This window comes from Tenacibaculum aquaeponti (genome assembly GCF_052084715.1).
In the GTDB taxonomy this organism is placed as follows: domain Bacteria; phylum Bacteroidota; class Bacteroidia; order Flavobacteriales; family Flavobacteriaceae; genus Polaribacter.
This window is the reverse complement of sequence record NZ_CP197288.1, coordinates 957,442-979,312: the sequence shown is the minus strand read 5'-3', so window position 1 is coordinate 979,312 and position 21,871 is coordinate 957,442. Positions and strand designations below refer to the sequence as shown.

Below are 21,871 nucleotides of genomic sequence, written 5' to 3'. Positions count from 1 at the left end.
TAAAGTGTAAAAATAAATAATGAAGTCACTTTTATTAAGAAAAATAGTTTTAATGATTAGCATCTGTTTTGTGACAGATGCTATATCTCAGCAAGATCCGCATTATACACAGTATATGCTAAATACAATGTCTGTAAATCCTGCTTATGTTGGATCAAAAGGACATACAGTACTTACTGCTTTAGGAAGAACTCAATGGGTTGGTTTTGAAGGGGCACCAGATACTCAAAATTTAAGTTATGACTCACCTATAGGTTATAGTGGATTAGGTATAGGAATTAATTTAGTAAATGATAGATTAGGACCGTCACATGAAACATATCTTGATGGTAATGTTTCTTATACAGTTCAAACTGGAGATGAGGGAAATCTTGCTTTTGGTTTGAAATTAGGAGGTAGACTTTTAAATGTAGATTGGAGTATAGGTAACCCTAATGGAGATGGAGCTGATCCTACATTTGCTCAAAATATTAATAATAGGTTTTTACCAACTGTTGGTGCAGGTATTTATTATCATGAACCTAAATGGTATATAGGTTTATCTGTACCTAACTTTTTACGTCAAGAGCATTATGACGCTACTAATACAGTTGGTGAAACAGCAGTTGAAAGATTGCACTATTTTTTAATTGCAGGTTATGTTTTCGACCTTAATGAAAATATAAAATTTAAACCTGCTGCATTAGCTAAATTAGTTTTTGGAGCACCATTATCAATAGATGTTTCTGCTAATTTCTTATTTAATGAGAAGTTTAGAGTTGGAGTAGCTTGGAGATGGGACGATTCTGTTGCTGCCTTAGCTGGTTTTCAGGCAAGTGAATCATTACACATAGGATATGCTTTCGATTTAACTACTTCAAATTATAACGTAGTTAATAGCGGAACACATGAAGTACTTTTACGATACGAAATTTTTAAACAGGCTAGAATGAAATCCCCCAGATTTTTTTAAAGCTTATCATAATGAAAAAACAGACACTATCAACCACTTTAATTCTAACACTACTAACAACATTACCATTATTATCTCAAAGCAAAAGAGTTGCTGATAGATATTTTGAAGAATTTGCATATTTTAAAGCGGCTAAAATTTATGAAGCAGTTTATGAAAAAGGTGATACTTCTAAATATATTTTACAAAGAATTGGAGATTCTTATTACAACAACTCTAGAACAGAAGAAGCAGAAATATGGTATAAAAAATTAATCGAAGATTCAAAAGAAACAAATCCTAACTATCTTTTTAAGTACGCACAAGTTCTTAAAAGTAATGGTAAATCAAAAAAATCAGATTCAATTTATATAGCTTTAAATAAGAATGATGTTAGCGATAACAAAAAAAAATATATAGATAAAGTTAATCATTTTCAAGATTTTATTAATGGTGGAAGAAAGAAAATAAGTATTAGAAATTTAGCAATAAATACACCTTTTTCAGATTTTGGAGGAGTAATTTTTAAAGATGAAATATATTATGCTTCAGCTGCACCTAAAGGAATCAAAGGAGAAAAAGTTTACAGGTGGAATAATCAACCGTTTTTAAACCTATATAAATCGAAAAGCTATATTCAAAAGTTAGAAAATACAAAGTACGATACCATTTACGGTGTTCAAGATAAAAAGATATTATCATCACCAGTAAACACATCATTTCATGAATCTTCTGCCGTTTTTACTAAAGATGGAAAATACATGTATTTCTCTAGAGTAAATTATGACGGAAAAAAACTTCGAAAGGATAAAAAACAAACGGTAAACCTAAAATTATATAAAGCAGAGAATATAAATGATAATTGGGAGAATATAGAAGAATTACCATTTAACAGTGATAATTATTCAGTCGGTCATCCAGCTTTAAGTCCAGATGAAAAAACATTGTATTTTACTTCTGATATGCCTGGTTCTATAGGTGCAACAGACATTTTTAAGGTTGAAATTAACGAAGATGGTTATGGGAAACCAATCAATTTAGGAAATACAGTAAATACATCAGAAAAGGAAATGTTCCCTTTTGTTTCTGAAGATGGTGTGTTATTCTTTTCTTCTAATGGACATAGAGGCCTTGGTCTTTTAGATATTTTTCAAACAAAAATTTATGAAGATGGAACTTTTAGTAAAGTTGTAAACCTTGATTTTCCTTTCAATAGTAAAAAAGATGATTTCGCTTTTTATGTAGATGCTACAGGAAAAAAAGGATTCTTTTCTTCAAATAGGTCAAAAGGAAAAGGAGACGATGATATTTACAGTTTTTATATTTCTCAATTACCTAAACCAAAAGAATGTTTACAAACTATCACAGGTACTCTTACAGATAAAGTAACTAAAGCTCCAATAGCAAATGCTATTATAAAATTAGTAGATAAAGCCACTGGTACAATCGTAAATGAAGCTTTAACAAATAGTGAAGGTAAATACAGTTTTGATAAAGTAGTTTGTGGTACCGATGTTTTATCTGTTATTGCAGAACAAAGAGATTATAGATCGGCAGCAAAAAAAGACTTTAATTTAACAAAGGAAAATGGTAAAGTAATTAGAGTTGATTTAATATTAGATCCATTAATCGTAGGTAATCAAATCGTAATTAAACCAATTTATTTCGATTTTAATAAATCTTTTATTAGAGAAGATGCACAATACGAACTTGAGAATATTGTTGCTGTTATGAATAATCATCCAAAAATGATTATAAAAATTGAATCTCATACAGATAGTAGAGGAGGAAAAGCTTATAATAGAAAGTTATCTGATAGAAGAGCAAAATCTACAAGAGATTTCTTAATCTCAAGAGGAATTGCGTCTAGTAGAATAGAAAGTGCAATTGGTTATGGAGAAGATAAGTTATTAAATCATTGTGATGATAAGAACAGTAAAAAATGTTCAGAAGAAGAACATCAATTAAATAGAAGATCATATTTCTATATTGTTAGCGGTAAAAATGAGATAACAATAGAAAATAGTAAACCTAGAATTATTGATAGAAAAGGTTATAAAGATCAAAAAGCGATAATGCAAAGGTTAAGAAGAATACGCACTCCAAAAAGAAAACTCCTAAAAGGAAGACTTGGAAAACGTGACAATAAATGTTACAAAAGTGAAGAAGATTGTAACTAATTTTTAAATAATCCCTAAATTATTTTAAGTTTAAGCGAGAAAGTTTACTTTCTCGCTTTTTTTATGTTAAAATACTAGAGGTCGATTTATAGTTTTTATAATACTGCATTAAAATAAAAGAACACATAACAGAAGATGCAGTTCCTTCAATAGATAATGCAAATACAACCATTTCTAAACTAAGTTCTTTTCCCCAAAATGAAGAATTTTCTAATACAGACATAAAGTTTGGATCAATAAAACCTACATAAACGATTAAACCTATAATCGTTAAAGCAATACCAATAACAGAAGAACCAAAACCAACATAAAAATTATTAAAATAAGATTCCTGTTCATTTAGGTCTATATTTTGTTTTATAGCTCTGTTAACACCATAAAAAACAAAAAGAAAATTTAAAAAACGGAGTTCAGAAACATTATCTAATCCTAAGACTTTCATCAATAGAAAAAAAGCAACAATACAAGAATAGATAAGTAAACCATTCTTAAAAATTATTTTATTAGTGCTCATATTTAAGAATTTTTAAAAGTTAGATATTCTTAAATATACGAAATAAAATAATGATTTTCAATTATTTAGATTAAAGCCTCTTTTAGTAAGGTGATTGGATGTTTCGCTATTTTACTTGTTCCGTCATATATTTGATGTCTACAGCTTGTACCTGAAGCAGCTATTTCTGTGCTGTTAGAAGCATTTCTAACCTTTTTGAATAAAGTATCTTCACCAACTTGCATACTAACCTTATAATGCTCTTTTTCGTATCCAAATGAGCCAGCCATACCACAACAACCTGTATTCATAATTCGAACAGTATAGTTTTCAGGAATATTAAGCATTGTAAAAATCGAATTTGTGGTAGACAAAGATTTTTGATGACAATGACCATGAATCTTAATTTCTTTACTAGAAGAAGTAAATTGACTAGAAGTTATATTTCCTTTCTCAATTTCTTTCGAAAGAAACTCTTCAATAGTAAATGTATGTTCAGCAATTTCAGTAGCCGCTTTTTTATTATCAGCTAATCGTAAATATTCATCTCTAAAAGTTAAAATAGCAGAAGGTTCAATTCCTATTAAAGGTTTGTTTTTGGAAACTTTATCTTTAAATAATTCAACATTTTTATTCGCGATAGTTTTAGCTTCTTTTAGAAAACCTTTTGAAATATAACTTCGTCCGCTTTCTTCATGATTTAAAACCTCAGCCTTATATCCTAAAGCATTTAATACAACTATTGAATCTTTTCCAATTTCAGTATCATAAAAATTGGTGAACTCATCATTAAATAACAATACCGTTTTTTCGCTATCTTTCTGATTCGTTTTCTTTAACCAAGCATCTAAGGTTTGTTTAGCCAACTTTGGAACTGTTCTTTCTGGTGCAACTCCCATTACTTTTTTAGCTAAACTCGTATTGGTTAAGAAGTTTGTAATTGTAGGAAATTTGCTTCCTAATTTATTATATTTTGCATTATTTGCAAATAATTTACTTCTGAAAGAATATCCATTAGTTTCTTGATATTGATATAAAAACTCTGCTTTTAAAGAAGCAACATCAACATTACTAGGGCATTCACTAGCACAAGCTTTACAACTTAAACATAAATCGAAAACAGTTTTTAATTCTTTATGATTAAACTTATTTACTTGATCTGAGTTCGTTAAAAATTCACGTAAAGCATTGGCTCTCGATCTAGTAGTGTCTTTTTCGTCTTTAGTGGCTCTGTAACTCGGACAAAGAGTTCCGCCTGCTTCAGGAGATTTTCTACAATCACCAGAGCCATTACATTTTTCCGCTAATCTTAAAATTCCTTCACTATCAGAAAAATCAAAAATGGTATTAATTTCTGGTTCATTTCGATCAACTTCATAACGCAAACTTTCATCCATTTTAAAAGCATCAGTTATCTTTCCTTTATTGAATACGTTATTCGGATCAAAAGCTTTTTTAATACGTTTTAAAAGTTGGTAATTACGATCACCGATCATTAAAGGAATAAATTCAGCCCTTACAATTCCATCTCCATGTTCACCACTAAAAGAACCATTATATTTCTTTACAAGTTCTGCAGTTTCCGTTGTTATTTTTCTAAATAAATCAACATCTTCTGCTTTCTTAAGATTCAAAATAGGTCTTAAATGCAATTCTCCAGCTCCGGCATGCGCATAATACACAGCCTGTTGCTGGTATTTGTCCATAATTGCAGAAAATTCTTCAATGTATTCAGGTAAATCATGTAAATCCACAGCAGTATCTTCAATACAAGCTACCGCTTTTTTATCACCAATCATATTCCCTAATAATCCAAGTCCAGCTTTTCTTAAATCTAGAACTTTTTTAATATCATCACCAAAAACTTTAGGATAATGATATCCGAAATTATTGTCTTTTAAATCTTGAATTAATTTATCGGCTAACTCTTCAACTTTTTCTTTAGAATCGGCTTTAACTTCTAACATTAAAACAGCTTCAGGATCTCCCTGAATAAAAAATCTATTCTTAGCTTGTTCTCTGTTATTTTTAGTACAATCTAAAATCACTTTATCCATTAATTCACAAGTGAATAAATTATGATTCATAGTTGTAATTGTAGCTTTTAAACTCTCATTTACACTGGTAAAATGCGGAGTAACCATAATGCTATGAGTAGGAGGAAGGTCGTCTAATTGAATCGTAATAGCAGTCATAAAAGCTAAAGTTCCTTCACTTCCTGAAAGAAATTTGGCTGTGTTAACGGTATCATCTTCACCTCCAAATAAATTTGAAGTCAAAAACTCATCAACAGCATAACCTGTATTTCTTCTATGAATTGCAGCTTTCGGAAACTCTTTTAAAATTTCATCTTGAGTTTCTTTAGAACTTAATTCAAAGAAAATTGATTTATATATTTTCCCTTCTAAATCATCTTGAGTTGTCTTTTTACGGAATTCTTGAGAGGAAATTTCAGAAAAAGTAGCTTTAGATCCATCGGATAAAAGAGCATCGATAGCGATTACTTTATCTCTTGTAACACCATATCGAATAGAAGTACTTCCAGAAGAATTATTTCCGACCATACCACCAATCATACAACGATTTGAAGTAGATGTATTCGGACCAAAAAATAATCCGTAAGGTTTTAAAAAACGATTTAAATCGTCTCTAATAATTCCTGGTTCTACAGTAATGGTTTTATTTTTTTCATCAAAGGCAAGAACATTTGTAAAGTGTTTTGAAACATCAACAATAATTCCATCACTAACACACTGTCCAGCTAACGAAGTACCTGCAGTTCTAGGAACTAAAGTAATATTGTGTTGTATAGAAAAATCGATTAATATTTTAATATCTTCAATAGTTTTAGGAAAAGCAACTGCTGTTGGTATTTTTCTATATACTGAAGCATCTGTTGCATATATACTTTTATGAAGATTATCAAATACGAGTTCACCTGATAATTTTTCTGAAACAATTTGTAGTTGTTTGTCTAGTGTCATGATAAATAAGGAATTTACCTTTTAAATGTTGTGTTGATTTCTATTGATTTTTGAATCAAAACCTCTAATTTACTACAATCTTATGATTCAAAACATCAATTTTTCTTTAAAAACTATTTTGCTGAGAATATGGCAAAAAAAGTGTTGTTATTTCACAAAAAAGACAATTATTGAATTACAGAATTTCTTTTGAAACAAGTATCAAAACATATGAAAGAATCTGTACCGGCAACACCATTAATTAAATGCACTTTGTCGTATAAAACTTTTTGTAAATGTTCGTTATCACGAGTGTAGGTAAGAATAAAAATAGCGTAACTACCAGAAACAAAATTACATTCAACAATTTCATCTATTTTTTCAAGCTCTCGCATTACTTCTTTTGCAAATCTAGCTTCTCTTAAACGAATACCAGTATACGATTTTGTTTTATAACCTAGTTTTTTCTCATCAAGAACAAACTCAGCATTTTTAATCACTCCTTCAGCAGTTAATTTTTTAATGCGTTGATGAATTAAAGAATTAGAAACATTTAATTCTTCAGCGATTTGTGAAAATGCTTTTCTAGCATCTTCTCTAAGTTTTGATAAAATTTGTCGATCTATATAGTCAAATTGATTTTTCAAAAGAATGATTTTGTAAAATTAAATATAAAACTATGCATTTAATTCAACTAAACATTTCAGGATAGTTTCATCTTGCATATCTTCATACCATTTCATTAATTCATATACTGGAGCTCCTAAATCTTTTTCAAATAATAATTGATTAGAAGTTCCTTCATAATTACGTTTGGCATCTTCTGTTCCTAAGTTTGAAGCAAAAATTCCTGCTGCACTTACAGGCAAGAAATCCTCGTAAACCATAGGTTCTATTTTTAAATAACCGTCTTCTAATAGCTGAAAAAGATCTTCCTTAGTAAATAAACGATCTTTAGAAATATTTTTAGCTTTTTCAGTAGTAAAATAATGGAAATAAGCTAATTTCTCTGAATGTAATTCAGCATAATTATCTGGAAAAACTGTAAAGTTTTCTTGTAATAATTTGTTGTACTCAGCTGCATTTTCGGCATTTGGAGAACCTCCAATTGCTTTACGTGTTTTACCAAGTAAATCATTATATAAGTCAAGTCCTTTTTGAGTCAAAGCGGCTCCACGTTGTTCAATTTCCCCAAAACGAGCTTTATGTTCACCCATTTTCCCATTTTCTGCATCATTTTTAAAAGTAACCTTTTCAGTCAGTGCCTTAAAACTTGTTTGACGTAGTAAAATAGGGCATTTTCTAGTTGGTGGTCCTTCGATATTATCTTTTGGTGGAATATTACGAGCTTCCATACTTGCTTGTACTTTATCTATATCTAAACTTCTTGGGGTTAGGTGATTGATGTGTGGGCCTTTAAATGCAACTACATCAGCAATTAAACGATGTTGCCCAAGTAACGCTTCATACATTTCATAATCTACAGTTGCTGTATCATGCCATCTAAATGTTTCTAATGCTTCTTGAACAAATATTTCAGCATCTTCTTTGTTTAATCCTCCTTCTTTTTCAGATTTATCGATTAACTCCAAGGCTTTGTCTGTAAATATTTGTCGATCTTCTAAAATATTTTCAACACGTTCACGTAAATCATTATCATCAATTAAATCTAAACGTAATAAAGAAGTAAAAACTCTAAATGGAGCTTGATTAAGAGCTGTATTTTCAATAGCTCTAAACGCTGTAGAATGTACAGGTACGCCAGCAGTTGCTAAATCATAGTATCCAACCGGAAACATTCCCATAACTTTAAATAAACGTCTCATTGTAAATAACTCATAAGGTTTACCTAAACGAATTGCTCCATGTCGTTCCATGTTTAATCGAGTTATTTCTCCTGTATTAGCTAACTGTTCTTTAATTTCTTTTGATTCTTTAAGAACAGAATCGTTAATATCATGTACTAAATTTAGTAATTCACCGTAAAGAGGTACTTCGTTTTTATACATGTCAGACATGATTGAAGCAAAACGATTACGAATATATTCTGGTGTTACAAATGAATTTGTAATGTCATTTGAACTTTCTACTATATTTTTTGAAGACATTTTTTGTTAAATTTTAATACAAAATAAATGAATTTAATTTTTATTTTATCTATTAAAAGTAAAATTTGCATTTAAAAAGGTTTTTTTGAGTTTATATGATTTTATAGTGGTTGTTTCTAAAATAGAAAAAACATTTTTAATTAAAAAAGAGGTTGTAAAAAATCAATTTGATTTTTTATAATAATTTGTATGCTATGGAGAATAGTAATCATCTAGTGTAACAAAATGAATTTTTAGACGTCTTTTAAATAAAAAAGGCAATTTTATATATGAATATATTAAGAGTTTTACTAGCTATTATCTTTCCTCCACTTTCTATAATCGATAAGGGTTGTGGTTCTTTTATTATTATTTTTCTATTAACACTTTGCGGATGGATTCCAGGAGTAATCGGTGCTTTAGTGATTTTAAATAATCCTAACAGTTAACTTTTATTTATTTTAGTTAAATATTAATTTTTTCTTAAAATTTAGTTTCATTTAGGTATTCTACTAAAGTTCAAACTATTGGTTATATCTTTGTTATATACACCGAATACTTCAAAATGAAAAAAAAAATTACACTATTACTGTTTTCAGTAATCTTGTCTTCTTTTGCACAAAGCAAATTAGATTTATCTTATTATTTACCAAAAAATGTAACTTATAATAAAAATATTCCTACTCCCAAATCAGTAATTGGTCATGAAGTAGGAGAGTGGCACATTACTCATGATAAGTTGATTTATTATATGAAAACTTTAGCTAAAGTTTCAGATCGAATTGTTATTGAAGAAAGAGGAAAGACTTATGAAGATAGGCCTTTAATTTTGTTAAAGATTACTTCAGCCAAAAATCATAATAGATTAGAACATATAAGAAAGAAACATATTGAATTAACAGATAATAGTACCGTTGATGTTTCAAATTTACCTGTTGTAGTTTATCAAGGTTTTTCTATTCATGGAAATGAAGCAAGTGGTTCAAATGCTGCATTAATTGCGGCCTATTATTTAGCGGCAGCTCAAGGAAACCAGATAGATGATTTATTAAAAAATACAGTGATTTTATTTGATCCTTCTTTAAACCCAGACGGTTTACAACGTTTTTCGTATTGGGCAAACAGTAATAAGTCTAAAAATATTAATGCAGATCCAAATGATAGGGAGTATACTGAGGTTTGGCCAAGAGGAAGAACAAATCATTATTGGTTTGATATGAATAGAGATTGGTTACCTGTACAATTGCCGGAAAGTAAAGTTCGTATTAAAACTTTTCATGAATGGTTACCAAATGTACTTACTGATCATCATGAAATGGGAAGTAATTCTACATTTTTCTTTCAACCAGGTATACAAAGTAGAACGCATCCTTTAACTCCAAAGTTAAATCAAGAATTAACTAAAGAAATAGCTAAATATCACGCTAAAGCTTTAGATAAAATGGGTTCGTTATATTATTCAGAAGAAAATTTCGATGATTTTTATTATGGAAAAGGTTCTACTTTTCCTGATATAAATGGCGGAATAGGAATTTTATTTGAACAAGGAAGTTCTAGGGGGCATGCACAAGAAACAGACAATGGAATTTTAACGTTTCCATTTACTATTCGTAATCAGTTTACAGCAACGCTTTCTACTTTAGAAGCAGCAAACAAAATGCGTGTTAAATTATTAAATTATCAACAAAATTTTTACAAGAATTCAAAATCGTTTGAAAAAGATAAAGCTATTATTTTTGGTGATGAAAAAGATGCAGCTAAGGCTTATAAGTTAGCAGAAGTGTTACACAGGCATAAGGTTAAAGTACACAAATTAAAGAATGATTTTAAAGAAGGAAATATAAGATTTAAGAAAAACTCTAGTTATGCAGTACCTTTAAATCAGAAAAATGTACGATTAATAAATGCAATGTTCGATGTAAGAAAGAGTTTTCAAGATAGTTTATTTTACGATGTTTCTGCATGGACATTCAATCATGCTTTTGGTGTAGATTTCTTAAAAGATGTTTCTTTATCTAAAGTAGGTGATGAAATTAAGAAGCCAGTATTACAAGAAGGAAATATTGATTTTAAAAGTGAAGTAGGTTATTTAATGCCTTGGAATGAATATTATGCACCTAAAGTATTAAATAGTATATTAAATAAAGGCTTACGTGCAAAAGTTGCTATGAAAACTTTTATAAATGGTAAGAATACTTATGATTATGGAACTATTTTTATACCTGTTCAAAATCAAGAACTTAACAGTAAAGAACTTTTTGAATTTTTATCTGAAAGAGCTAAAGATAGCCATTTAAATATTTTTGGTGTTAATACAGGACTTAATGATGGTATTGATTTGGGTAGTAATAATTTCAGAAACATTAAGAAACAGAAAGTCGCTGTTTTAGTAGGAAATGGAATATCGCCAAGCGATGCAGGAGAGATCTGGCATTTATTCGATCAAAGATTTGATATGCGTATTACAAAGCTTGATGTTTCTAATTTCAAGAGAACTGATCTTTCAAAATATTCAACGATCATAATACCAAATGTATCTTCATTGGATAATATTGTTGATAGCAAGTTAAAAGAGTGGACAATAAATGGAGGTATTCTTATTGGTTATAAAAATGCATCTCGTTGGTTATCTAATAAGAAGTTTATTAAGTTAGAGTTTAGTAGTAAAAAACCTCTAATAGCTAAAAAAATTAAATTCGAAGATAGAAGGTTGTTTTCAGGAGCTCAAGTAATTGGAGGAGCAATATTTAAAGCAAGTTTAGACAGATCACATCCTGTAAATTTTGGATATAAAAATAATTCAATTGCATTATTTAGAAATAGTACTTTATTTATAAAAGCTGATAAAAATAGTTTTAATAATCCTATTCGTTACACTAATGAACCATTATTGAGTGGATATATTTCTAAAGCTAATTTAGAGCAATTAAAAGAAACAGTACCTTTCAAAGCTAGCCAATTAGGTAGAGGAAAAGTTTTAGTTTTTACAGATAATACTAACTTTAGAGCATTTTGGTTCGGAACAAATAAGTTATTGATGAATGCAGTTTTCTTTGGAGACAAAATGTAAATGAATAATATCAGAAATGGAATTCAAGTAATTTTAAGAAACTTGAGTTCCATTTTTTATATTTTGTTTAGAATTAGATAATAAGACTACTTTATTATTATCATTATATACACCCAATACTAAGCATTCACTCATAAAATTTGCTATTTGCTTAGGTTTAAAATTAATAATACAGTTTACCTTCTTATTAATTAAATCTTCTTTACTATATAAACTTGTAATTTGTGCACTAGTTTTTTTAATACCTATAGTATTACCAAAATCTATTGTTAATTGATAAGCTGGTTTTCTTGCTTTAGGAAAGTCATTAACACTTATAATAGTACCAACTCTAATATCTATTTTTAAAAAATCATCAAAATTAATAGTAGTATCCATTACCAGTTATTTTTTAGATGATAATTTCTCTATGACCCATAATGGACCAATTAATAAGAATTGTAAATCTTTAATAAATGAAGGTTTTTTTCCTTCAACTTTATGTCCATAAAATTGACCAATCCAAGCAATAACAAAAGTAATTATTGAAATTATTAATAAGTTTGAATGATTATTTATCCAATTGTTACCAGCAATAGCAAGAAGCATAAAAATTAACATTTTTATAAAGTACCAAAAACCTAATCTTAAATAGAAGAATACTGATAAGAAAATACCAATTATAAAAGCCCAATTTTCAATAAGTGGATTATAAAGATTTAAAGTGTTTTTAAGAATAGTTTTAGGTATAGTCATTAATAACCCCATAACACTAAAAAAAATTGCAGGTACGCATATATAATGAATTAACTGGTTAGTTTTATTTTGGTGACTTATAGCATATTCTTCAAACCATTGTTGAGCTGTTTTCATAATTTTTTAAATTAAAAAAAGGTCAGAATTAATTCTGACCTTTAAAATATATAAATCTCTTTTAGTATATTACTTGTTAAGTGCAAAGTTAATAGGGAAGCTGTATCTAACTTTTACCCTAACACCTTTTCTAATAGCAGGCTTTAACTTTGGCATTCTATTTAATATCGAAACTAAAGCATCTTCTAAAACTTTACCTCCTTCAGGTCCTTTAGCTCTTATGTTTACAACATCTCCATTTGTATCTACAATAAATGATGCAGTAACTTTACCTTGAATATTTTTTCTCTTAGCTTCTTCAGGATATGCAAAGTTTTCATTAATGAATTTTGAAAACTGAACATTAAAACAACTTTGAGAATCTTTAGAATTACAATCACTAAATAAAGGAACTGAATCTACACTTTTAAACCCGAAGATATCTTTAGTGTTTTCTGGAATCTTTTTTACTCTTTTAACGTTAGAAGGTCTTTTTCCTGGGATTCTAAAATTAATTGGAACACCATATTTAACTTTAACGCTTTTTCCATTATGCTTACCTGGTTTAAATTTAGGTAACCTCTTGATGATACGAATAGCTTCTTTTTCTAATAATTCACCTTGGTAAGGTCCTCTTACGTTTAAATCAGCAACATCACCATTTTTATCAATAACAAATTGTACTAATACTCTACCTTGAATAGACTCTTCATAGGCTTTTCCAGGATATGAAAAATGTCTTTTGATATGATCGTCTATATTTTTCTTAAAACATTTTTCTTGTTTAAAAATTGCAACTTTTTCACAATCTTCAAATAAAGGAATTTCTTCAACAAGGTTGAAAGGAACTTTCTCTACAACATCTTCACTACTTAAATCTAAATTACCTACTAAAGAAGCTTTTTTCTTTAATTCAGCTAATTTGTTAGAAGTAGCACTAGAAGTATTTACACCTGTAACAGCATCTCTTTTACGAATAACTCTTCGTCTAGATGTTACTTCAACAGATATTTTTTTTGTTTTTCCATCTTTGCTGTCTACTGAACATTTTGTAATACTGTTTAAGTCTAAAGCAGGATCACCTGCAGGAGTATCACATGTTTCATCTTTTGATTGAGAAAATGCAAATTGCTGAAATAGGAAGATAGCAGCAATTGCGAAAACTTTTTTAAACATACTTTCTTAGGGATTAGAGATTATCTATGCGGCTAAGATATGAATTTATGTCGATTAAAAAAAATTTATACGATTTTTTTAATCTGTTGCAAATTAACGCTATACATAAATTAGCTACGCAAATATTCTATCCCAAAAAATATGCCAAGAATTTTAATGTCTATTTTAATTACTGAAATTTATGGGTAAACTATACTTAACATTAACAGGTAAACCATTGTGTTTTCCTGGAGAAAACTTTGGTAATTTACTTACCACTCTTTCAATTTCTAATTCAAGTTGTTTATTGTTTTTTTTAGATTTAATAAGAAGATTGTTTACATTTCCTTTTATATCAATAGTAAATTGTAAAAATACACGTCCGTTAATTCCTTCATCTGAAGCTCTTTCTGGATCGAAATATTTTGCGAAATGTTTTGAGAATTGTTCGTTAAAACAATCACTTTTATTATCAATATTACTACATTTTGGAAATAATGGAACTTCGTCAACTATAGAAAATAAAATTTCTTGTGTAACTACTTTTTTGGTTATAAGTTTGTTACGGACTTCAATTTTATTATGGTTGTTAATTTCTTTTTTTAGTTTATTGGTTGCATTTCCTAATGAATTTACCTTGTCTCTTTTTCTAATTACTCTTTTTCTTGTTTTATTAGAGGAAATATTTAAAGTGACTTTTCTTTTATTGTCTGATTCTTTTTTAATAGTGCATTTTGATATACTATTAAGATCATTAATAAGGGATTCATTTGGGGTATCACAAGTATTTTTTGATTGAGATTTTAAAGAGATTGAAAATAATATAAAAATCACTACAAGGACTGGGGGGAAAGTATGTTTCATGCTTTTGAGGGGAATTTTATTGTTAAATTTACTATATCATCATTTACAAAGTTCGGTTTTAAGTTATTTTATTATGTTAAGTATCTTTTATAGAAAAGTTAAATCAGATAAAAAAGATAGTTATTAATTATTATTTTTTTTATAATAAATTTACAATCAGTTAATATCTGTATCAGTAAATCTCTAATTAATTCAAAATTAAATAATTAAAAAAGCTAATTCATTAACATTTGTTAATAAATTAGCTTTTTATTTGATTGGTTTACTGTTTATTAACAGTTTTATTTTACATTCATTAATTCCACATCGAAAATTAAAGTAGCATCAGGAGGAATTACACCACCAGCTCCACTTGATCCATAAGCTAAGTTTGAAGGAATAACTAAGCGTGCTTTATCTCCAACTTGTAATAATTGGATTCCTTCATCCCATCCAGGAATTACTTGACCAACTCCAATAGCAAAATCAATTGGTTGTTTACGCTTGTATGAAGAATCAAAAACAGTTCCGTCTAATAATTGTCCTTTATAGTGTACAGAAACCATTGCTCCTTTAGTTGCTTTTTTTCCTTCACCTTTTTGAATGATTTTATAACGTAATCCGCTTGGAGTTTCATCATAACCAGCAGCAACTTGATCTAAAAGTTCTTTTTGCTTTGCTTTTTCAGCTGCTTCTCTTTTTTCACGTTCTCCTTCAAAAGATCTGAAAGCTTCAACTGCATTCCAAGCTTCAGCAGTTTCACCAACTCTTAAAATTTCAACATTCATATCGTCACCTTGCTCAACAGCATCAACAACATTTTGTCCTTCAATTACACTACCAAAAACAGTATGCTTTCCGTCTAACCATGGTGTAGCAACATGAGTAATAAAGAATTGAGAGCCGTTAGTTCCTGGTCCTGCATTTGCCATAGAAAGTTTTCCAGGAGCATCGTGCTTTAATTCTGGGTGAATTTCATCGTCAAATTTATAACCTGGATTTCCAGTACCTGTTCCTTGTGGACAACCACCTTGAATCATAAAGTCAGCAATAACTCTATGAAACTTTAATCCATTATAATAAGGCTCACCTTGAGGACGAGCTGCATTTTCTAAATTTCCTTCAGCTAAAGCAACAAAGTTACCAACTGTTCCAGGAGTTTTTTCGTATTCTAAATTCACTAAAATGTCTCCTTTTGGAGTAGTGAACTTTGCGTATATTCCGTTATTCATTATAAATTATTATTTGTCAGTGTTATTTTTAAGTGAGGCAAAGTTATAACTTATACCTATATTAAAGTTGTTTGAATTTACATTTCCGAAAGGCGAATATAATTTTCCACCAGAAACATGTAAAGCTATATTGTTAGTTGCGAAATAATTGAATCCTACAGTTGGTCTTACTACAATTCCTTCATCAGTATCTACACCGGCACCACCTGCAGCACCTCCAACTAAATTTACAAAAGCATTTACTTTATGATTTAAAAATGTATTTGTTTTTACACCAAAACCAGCTAATCCATGTGCATAACCACCAGATCTTCCTCCGTAAGCAAAACCAGCTTCACCAATTAAGTATACATTATTAAAGATATCGTAAGTAAAGTTTAAAGCCAATAATTGCAAATCGGTTACTAATACATTATTAGGATCATCTGTTTTTTGGACTTTAAAATACGTTTGATTTTGTATAGATGCTGAAATTCCTTGAGTTTTAAAGTTTGTATTTGTTGTGCTTTCTGAAGTTTCAGTTCCGCTACTTAAGTTCATATATTTTAATCCGAAACCTAAAGTGTAGGCTTCAAAATTACCATCTAAAGCTTTGTAATATCCACCATGTCCGCTTAATGCTAGATTATCTGAAATTTTTAAATCTAACCCAGCAGAAGGATAAACAGTTAGTCCGCCTTCAGGAGCAATTCTTCCTCCAGCTGCACCAACAGCTAGTTTTCCAAAAACATTGATATACTTTGATTGATACGGATGATAACCAGCACCAACAAATAAATCCATAAAACCAGCTCTTAATCCTTTATATATAGCATCGGTATGCGCGAATAAAAATGTGTTATTGTTAATATACTTCTGATATTCGAAACCTAATACATATAAGGTATTATCTAAAGGATTTCCATTATCTTTTTTAGATGCTCCGAAAGGGAAAAAGAAATCGAAACGAACTTGCTGTGTATTTTTAACAACAGGTCTTTTCCAATAAGAATCATTTCCTAAAGTATTAGTAAATTGTTGATTTGCATTTTCATAATCTGTATATCTGAAAATACTTGGAATTTCAACAAAGAAAGAAACAGAGTTATCTTTTATACTTCCTGTATAAAAATTTAAATGACTGAATTGTACTCCAAAACCATAGTTTTTCTTTTTGTATTGTAAACCAATATTCGGATTGATAAATGCTCCATCATTTACTAAAACTCTATAACCACCACCGCCACCGAAGTGGAAGTTAGCATCAAAATAAAGATTGTCAATTATTTTTTTATTGATACCTAGTTCTGCACCTAAAGTGAATAATCCACCTTGATCTCCAGTTACAGCAAAATGAAAACCAACTCCACCGTATAACCAGTCGTTAAAAGGTATTTGATAATGTAGTCCGACCAACCCCATTTTAGATTCTGTAAATCTAGGATTGTCTGGCATTGAAACTGGAATAAAATTTAAACGAACTCTGTTGTTTAATTCTTTTCCTTTTAATTCAGAAATATCTTTTTGACTACATACAGTTGTGGTAACAAAAAGAAGAAAAATGAACTGAATCGTTTTTTTCATAAATCAAAAAATTAATTGAATTCACTTGTAAAATGTAATTTCACTGTTGGAAATTTACTTTGAGTCATTTGAATAGTAAATGGAGAATCTGCTAAGAAAACTAATTGTCCTTGTTTGTCTTTAGCTAAATAACGTTGCTTTACACGTTTGAATTCTTTGAATTCTTCGTTCTTTTCATCTTCTGGTTCTACCCAACAAGCCTTGTGTACAGCAATATTTTCGTAAGTACATTTAGCATTGTATTCATGTTCTAAACGATATTGAATTACTTCATACTGAAGTGCACCAACAGTACCAATAATTTTTCGTCCGTTCATATCTAAAGTAAATAACTGGGCAACTCCTTCATCCATTAATTGGTCTAAACCTTTATATAATTGTTTCGCTTTTAATGGATCTGCATTGTTTACATAACGGAAATGTTCTGGAGAGAAACTTGGGATTCCTTTGAAGTTTAATTTTTCTCCTTCAGTTAATGTATCCCCAATTTTAAAGTTACCAGTATCGTGAAGTCCAACAATATCACCAGCAAAAGATTCTTCAACAATTTCTTTCTTTTCAGCAAAGAAAGCATTCGGACTAGAAAACTTTACCTTTTTATTATTACGAACGTGTAAATATGGAGTATTTCTTTTGAATGTTCCTGAAACGATTTTAACGAAAGCCAAACGGTCTCTGTGTTTAGGGTCCATATTCGCGTGAATTTTGAAAACAAATCCTGTTAATTTATTTTCTTTAGAATCGACTAAACGAGTGTCCGACATTTTAGGTTGAGGATTTGGAGCAATTTCAATAAAACAATCTAATAGTTCTTTAACTCCAAAATTATTTAAAGCAGAACCAAAGAATACAGGTTGTAGTTGTCCGTTATCATAAGCTTGTTTATCAAAGTCGGGGTATACTTCGTAAACCAATTCTAATTCTTCGCGAAGTGTTTCAGCAGCAGCTTCTCCAACAAGTTCGTCCAACTCAGGATTATTTACATCGTCAAACTCAACACCTTCAGAAATAGTTTGTTTATTATCACCAGAGAAAATATTAATTTTCTTTTCCCAGATGTTATATATTCCTTTAAAATCGTATCCCATTCCGATAGGGAAACTTAAAGGTGTAACTTTTAGTCCTAATTTTTGTTCAACTTCGTCTAAAAGATCAAATGCATCTTTACCTTCACGATCTAACTTATTGATAAAAACAATCATTGGAATATTACGCATCCTACAAACTTGAACTAGTTTTTCAGTTTGTTCCTCGACACCTTTTGCTACATCAATAACAACAATTACACTATCAACAGCAGTTAACGTTCTAAATGTATCTTCAGCAAAATCCTTGTGACCAGGAGTATCAAGAATATTAATTTTCTTTTCTTTATAATTGAAAGCAAGAACAGAGGTTGCAACAGAAATACCACGCTGACGTTCTATTTCCATGAAATCGGAAGTAGCCCCTTTTTTAATTTTATTACTTTTTACCGCTCCTGCCTCTTGAATGGCTCCACCAAAAAGTAATAGTTTTTCTGTTAATGTTGTTTTACCCGCATCTGGGTGAGATATAATTCCGAATGTTCTTCTTTTTTGTATTTCTTCTAAAAAACTCATCTGCAAAAATTGAAGTGGCAAAGTTAGTTTTTTAAAAGAGGATTAACAATTAGAATTTTAATTGAAAAAATACTATTTAATTACTTAATAATTTCAACAGTCATTGGAATATCTACGAGTGGCCAATCGTCGCTACCAACTCTAACCTGTGCGATTTTTTCAATAGTAGAGAACCCAGAAATCACTTCGCCAAATACAGTATGATTACCATCTAGGTGTTTTGCTCCAGCTTTACTTTGTACAATATAAAAGTTAAATGGACTTGATAATTTTTTAGGATTATTTTCTGCATCTTTTGCTGCAGCCAGCGAACCATAGCGATGTCTTCTTCTTTTTCTGATCTCTGGTTTTAATCGATAATGTTGATATTTTTTTCTAAATCTAGCAGTCGATTGTAAATCTGAATCACCACCTTGTACTACAAAGTCTTTTGTAACTCGATAAAAATAAGCAGTATTAAAATATTTAATTTTAGTTAAAAAGATAAAATTTGCTCTATGTATCGGGGTGTCATTATATAATTTCAATTTAATATTTCCAAAGCTAGTTTTTATAATAACTTTTGTCTCTTTATTCAGTTCTCCGTATTTCTTAAAAAACTCTTGAGCATTTTTTTTAGTTAAAGTATCCCAACTAGGTTCTATTTCCTTTTTATTTACTGGTTTCTTTTTTTTATCTTCTCTTTTTACAATGATAGGCTCAGCTTTTGGTTGTATTGTTTCTTTTTTAGTTTGTGTACAATTACACATGGAAAAGCAGATAAAGAATAAGATAAAAAACCTTAAAAAAATCATGATTTTTATTTTAATGAAAGTGTAAATATAGTTGATGTTTACATAAGAATGATTTATATCAATACTTTTTGTAGGAGATATAATTTATTACATTTGTATTGTATGATAGAAAACGTAATTTTAGTTGATGAGCAAGACAATGAAGTTGGATTAATGCCTAAAATGGAAGCTCATGAAAAAGCATTACTTCACAGGGCTTTTTCAGTATTTATATTTAATAATAAAAATGAATTAATGCTTCAGCAAAGAGCTAAAGATAAATATCATTCTCCTTTGTTGTGGACGAACACTTGTTGCTCACACCAAAGACAAGGTGAACAAAATATTGAAGCTGGTAAAAGACGTTTACAAGAAGAAATGGGGTTTTCGTGTGAGCTAGAAGAGGTGTTTTCTTTCATTTATAAAGCCCCTTTTGATAATGGTCTTACAGAACATGAATTAGATCATGTAATGATTGGATATTATAATGGTGAGCCAGAAATTAATCCTGAAGAAGTAGAAAGTTATAAATGGATGCTATTAGATGATGTAAAATCAGATATAGAGAAAAATCCAAATGAATATACTGCTTGGTTTAAAATTATATTTGAAAAATCATACGATAAAATAGCTAATTTTAATAGTAATAAAAATGCCTAGAGTTACTGTTCATAGAAAAGCACATTTTAATGCTGCTCATAGATTGTATAGAAAGGATTGGTCAGATGAAAAGAATTTTGAGATTTTTAATAAATGTAGCAATGTTAACTTTCATGGGCATAATTATGAACTTATTGTTTCTTTAACAGGTGAAATAAATGAAGAGACTGGTTATGTTTACGATTTAGGAAAATTAAAAAATATTATAAAATCAGAAGTAGAGGAGGCATTCGATCATAAGAATCTTAATGTTGAGGTAGAAGAATTTAAAGATTTGAATCCAACTGCAGAAAATATTTCGGTGGTTATTTATAATAAATTACGCTCTCATATTTCTGAAGATTTAGATATGGAAATTACTCTCTATGAAACTCCAAGGAATTTTGTAACATATTCAGGGAAATAATAAAATACTAAAATGCTTAATCAATTTTTTAAATTCACTCCAATATTAAAGGAAAAGATATGGGGTGGAAACAAACTAGGTAAATATTTAAACAAAGAATCTGAATCTGAAAGTTTAGGTGAAAGTTGGGAGATTTCAGATGTAAAAGGAGATACTTCTGTTGTAGCAAATGGAAATTTAAAAGGTACAGATTTAAAAAAATTGATAAAAACTTATCAAGGTGATTTAGTTGGAGATAAGGTTTTTAAGCAATTTGGAGAAAAATTTCCTTTATTAATAAAGTTTATAGATGCTAAAACTCCGTTAAGTATTCAATTACATCCTAATGATAAATTAGCAAAAGAGCGCCACAATTCATTTGGTAAGACGGAAATGTGGTATGTAATGCAAGCTGATGAAAAAGCAAACTTAATTGTAGGGTTTCAAAAAGACAGTAATAAAGAAGAGTATTTAAAACATTTAGATGACAAATCACTTCTAGATATCTTAAATGTTGATGAGGTTAAAAAAGGAGATGTTTATTTTATTCCTACAGGTAGAATTCACGCTATCGGAGCCGGAGTATTATTAGCAGAAATTCAACAAACTTCAGATATTACTTATCGTATTTATGATTGGGATCGCCAAGATTCAGAAGGGAATTACAGAGAATTACATACAGAATTAGCTTTAGATGCTATTGATTTTAAAGCTATTCCTGATTATAAAACTTCTTATAAAGAGGAACTTAATGCTTCTTCAGAAATCGTTTCCTGTCCTTACTTTACAACTAGTGTTTTGCCGATTGAAGGAGAGCAATCAATAAATCATCAAGATAAAGATAGTTTTGTGATTTACATATGTATATCTGGTAAGGTAAGTTTCAAGTATGAAGATCAAGAAGAAGTTTTAATAGCTGGAGAAACATTATTAGTTCCTGCAAAATTTAAAGAGTTTAGTCTTAAATCAGTCGAAAAATCTGAGCTTTTAGAGGTGTATATAAAATAAAAAGCCCAAAATCTAAGTTTTGAGCTTTTTAAACAAACAAACCAAATTAACTTACAAAAGAATTTACTCAAACATAGTCAGATTACTATCAGTAGC

The 21,871-nt window shown here is 29.4% G+C and carries 19 protein-coding genes; 7 read left to right on the top strand and 12 right to left on the bottom strand.

Annotated elements, in window-relative coordinates:
• Positions 1–19 precede the first annotated feature (19 nt).
• Both ACSIGC_RS04450 and ACSIGC_RS04445 read left to right on the top strand, forming a co-directional pair.
• The gene (locus ACSIGC_RS04450) at positions 20–952 is read left to right on the top strand and encodes a PorP/SprF family type IX secretion system membrane protein (protein ID WP_442266953.1); all 933 of its coding nucleotides are present in this window, start codon (positions 20–22) and stop codon (positions 950–952) included.
• 11 nt (positions 953–963) lie between these two features.
• A complete protein-coding gene (locus ACSIGC_RS04445; protein WP_442266952.1) occupies positions 964–3,111 on the top strand; it encodes an OmpA family protein in 2,148 nt (715 codons plus the stop codon).
• Between the two features lie 61 nt (positions 3,112–3,172).
• Here the strand turns inward: ACSIGC_RS04445 and ACSIGC_RS04440 are convergent, their stop codons facing one another.
• From ACSIGC_RS04440 to hglS, 4 genes are all read right to left on the bottom strand, one after another.
• Entirely contained in the window at positions 3,173–3,625 is a 453-nt protein-coding gene (locus ACSIGC_RS04440) for a hypothetical protein (protein WP_442266951.1), read from the bottom strand.
• A gap of 65 nt (positions 3,626–3,690) precedes the next feature.
• On the bottom strand, positions 3,691–6,588 hold the full coding sequence (locus ACSIGC_RS04435) for an FAD-binding and (Fe-S)-binding domain-containing protein (protein ID WP_442266950.1): 2,898 nt from the start codon (positions 6,586–6,588) through the stop codon (positions 3,691–3,693).
• A 167-nt stretch (positions 6,589–6,755) separates the two neighbouring features.
• Entirely contained in the window at positions 6,756–7,214 is a 459-nt protein-coding gene (locus ACSIGC_RS04430) for an Lrp/AsnC family transcriptional regulator (protein ID WP_442266949.1), read from the bottom strand.
• 30 nt (positions 7,215–7,244) lie between these two features.
• Complete coding sequence (gene hglS, locus ACSIGC_RS04425; RefSeq protein WP_442266948.1) at positions 7,245–8,675, bottom strand: 2-oxoadipate dioxygenase/decarboxylase HglS; 1,431 nt, start codon at positions 8,673–8,675, stop codon at positions 7,245–7,247.
• Between the two features lie 269 nt (positions 8,676–8,944).
• Here hglS and ACSIGC_RS04420 point away from each other — a divergent pair, with 269 nt between their 5' ends.
• Entirely contained in the window at positions 8,945–9,103 is a 159-nt protein-coding gene (locus ACSIGC_RS04420; RefSeq protein ID WP_442266947.1) for a YqaE/Pmp3 family membrane protein, read from the top strand.
• Between the two features lie 116 nt (positions 9,104–9,219).
• Positions 9,220–11,724 carry a M14 family metallopeptidase gene (locus ACSIGC_RS04415; RefSeq protein WP_442266946.1) on the top strand — a complete coding sequence of 835 codons (2,505 nt, stop codon included), beginning with the start codon at positions 9,220–9,222 and terminating at the stop codon, positions 11,722–11,724.
• Between the two features lie 33 nt (positions 11,725–11,757).
• Here the strand turns inward: ACSIGC_RS04415 and ACSIGC_RS04410 are convergent, their stop codons facing one another.
• The 8 genes from ACSIGC_RS04410 to ACSIGC_RS04375 all read right to left on the bottom strand — a co-directional run bounded on the left by ACSIGC_RS04410 (position 11,758) and on the right by ACSIGC_RS04375 (position 19,698).
• A complete protein-coding gene (locus ACSIGC_RS04410; protein ID WP_442266945.1) occupies positions 11,758–12,102 on the bottom strand; it encodes a tRNA-binding protein in 345 nt (114 codons plus the stop codon).
• A gap of 6 nt (positions 12,103–12,108) precedes the next feature.
• On the bottom strand, positions 12,109–12,576 hold the full coding sequence (locus ACSIGC_RS04405) for an Mpo1 family 2-hydroxy fatty acid dioxygenase (protein ID WP_442266944.1): 468 nt from the start codon (positions 12,574–12,576) through the stop codon (positions 12,109–12,111).
• A 69-nt stretch (positions 12,577–12,645) separates the two neighbouring features.
• The gene (locus ACSIGC_RS04400; protein ID WP_442266943.1) at positions 12,646–13,731 is read right to left on the bottom strand and encodes an energy transducer TonB; all 1,086 of its coding nucleotides are present in this window, start codon (positions 13,729–13,731) and stop codon (positions 12,646–12,648) included.
• A 165-nt stretch (positions 13,732–13,896) separates the two neighbouring features.
• A complete protein-coding gene (locus ACSIGC_RS04395; RefSeq protein ID WP_442266942.1) occupies positions 13,897–14,574 on the bottom strand; it encodes an energy transducer TonB in 678 nt (225 codons plus the stop codon).
• 281 nt (positions 14,575–14,855) lie between these two features.
• Positions 14,856–15,785, bottom strand: a complete 930-nt coding sequence (locus ACSIGC_RS04390) for a peptidylprolyl isomerase (RefSeq protein WP_442266941.1) — start codon at positions 15,783–15,785, stop codon at positions 14,856–14,858.
• 9 nt (positions 15,786–15,794) lie between these two features.
• Entirely contained in the window at positions 15,795–17,348 is a 1,554-nt protein-coding gene (locus ACSIGC_RS04385) for a hypothetical protein (RefSeq protein WP_442266940.1), read from the bottom strand.
• 11 nt (positions 17,349–17,359) lie between these two features.
• On the bottom strand, positions 17,360–18,949 hold the full coding sequence (locus ACSIGC_RS04380) for a peptide chain release factor 3 (protein WP_442266939.1): 1,590 nt from the start codon (positions 18,947–18,949) through the stop codon (positions 17,360–17,362).
• An 80-nt stretch (positions 18,950–19,029) separates the two neighbouring features.
• Positions 19,030–19,698, bottom strand: coding sequence for a peptidylprolyl isomerase (locus ACSIGC_RS04375; RefSeq protein WP_442266938.1), 669 nt, complete (start codon positions 19,696–19,698; stop codon positions 19,030–19,032).
• Positions 19,699–19,845: 147 nt separating this feature from the next.
• On the opposite strand from ACSIGC_RS04375, the gene idi reads away from it, so the two are divergent.
• The 3 genes from idi to ACSIGC_RS04360 are packed head-to-tail and all read left to right on the top strand — an operon-like array spanning position 19,846 to position 21,775.
• Complete coding sequence (idi, locus tag ACSIGC_RS04370) at positions 19,846–20,382, top strand: isopentenyl-diphosphate Delta-isomerase (RefSeq protein ID WP_442266937.1); 537 nt, start codon at positions 19,846–19,848, stop codon at positions 20,380–20,382.
• Positions 20,375–20,788: a 6-pyruvoyl trahydropterin synthase family protein gene (locus ACSIGC_RS04365; protein WP_442266936.1), complete on the top strand. Its 414-nt coding sequence runs from the start codon at positions 20,375–20,377 to the stop codon at positions 20,786–20,788. Before idi ends, ACSIGC_RS04365 begins: the two co-directional genes overlap by 8 nt.
• A 12-nt stretch (positions 20,789–20,800) precedes the next feature.
• The gene (locus ACSIGC_RS04360; RefSeq protein ID WP_442266935.1) at positions 20,801–21,775 is read left to right on the top strand and encodes a type I phosphomannose isomerase catalytic subunit; all 975 of its coding nucleotides are present in this window, start codon (positions 20,801–20,803) and stop codon (positions 21,773–21,775) included.
• Positions 21,776–21,871: the final 96 nt, after the last annotated feature.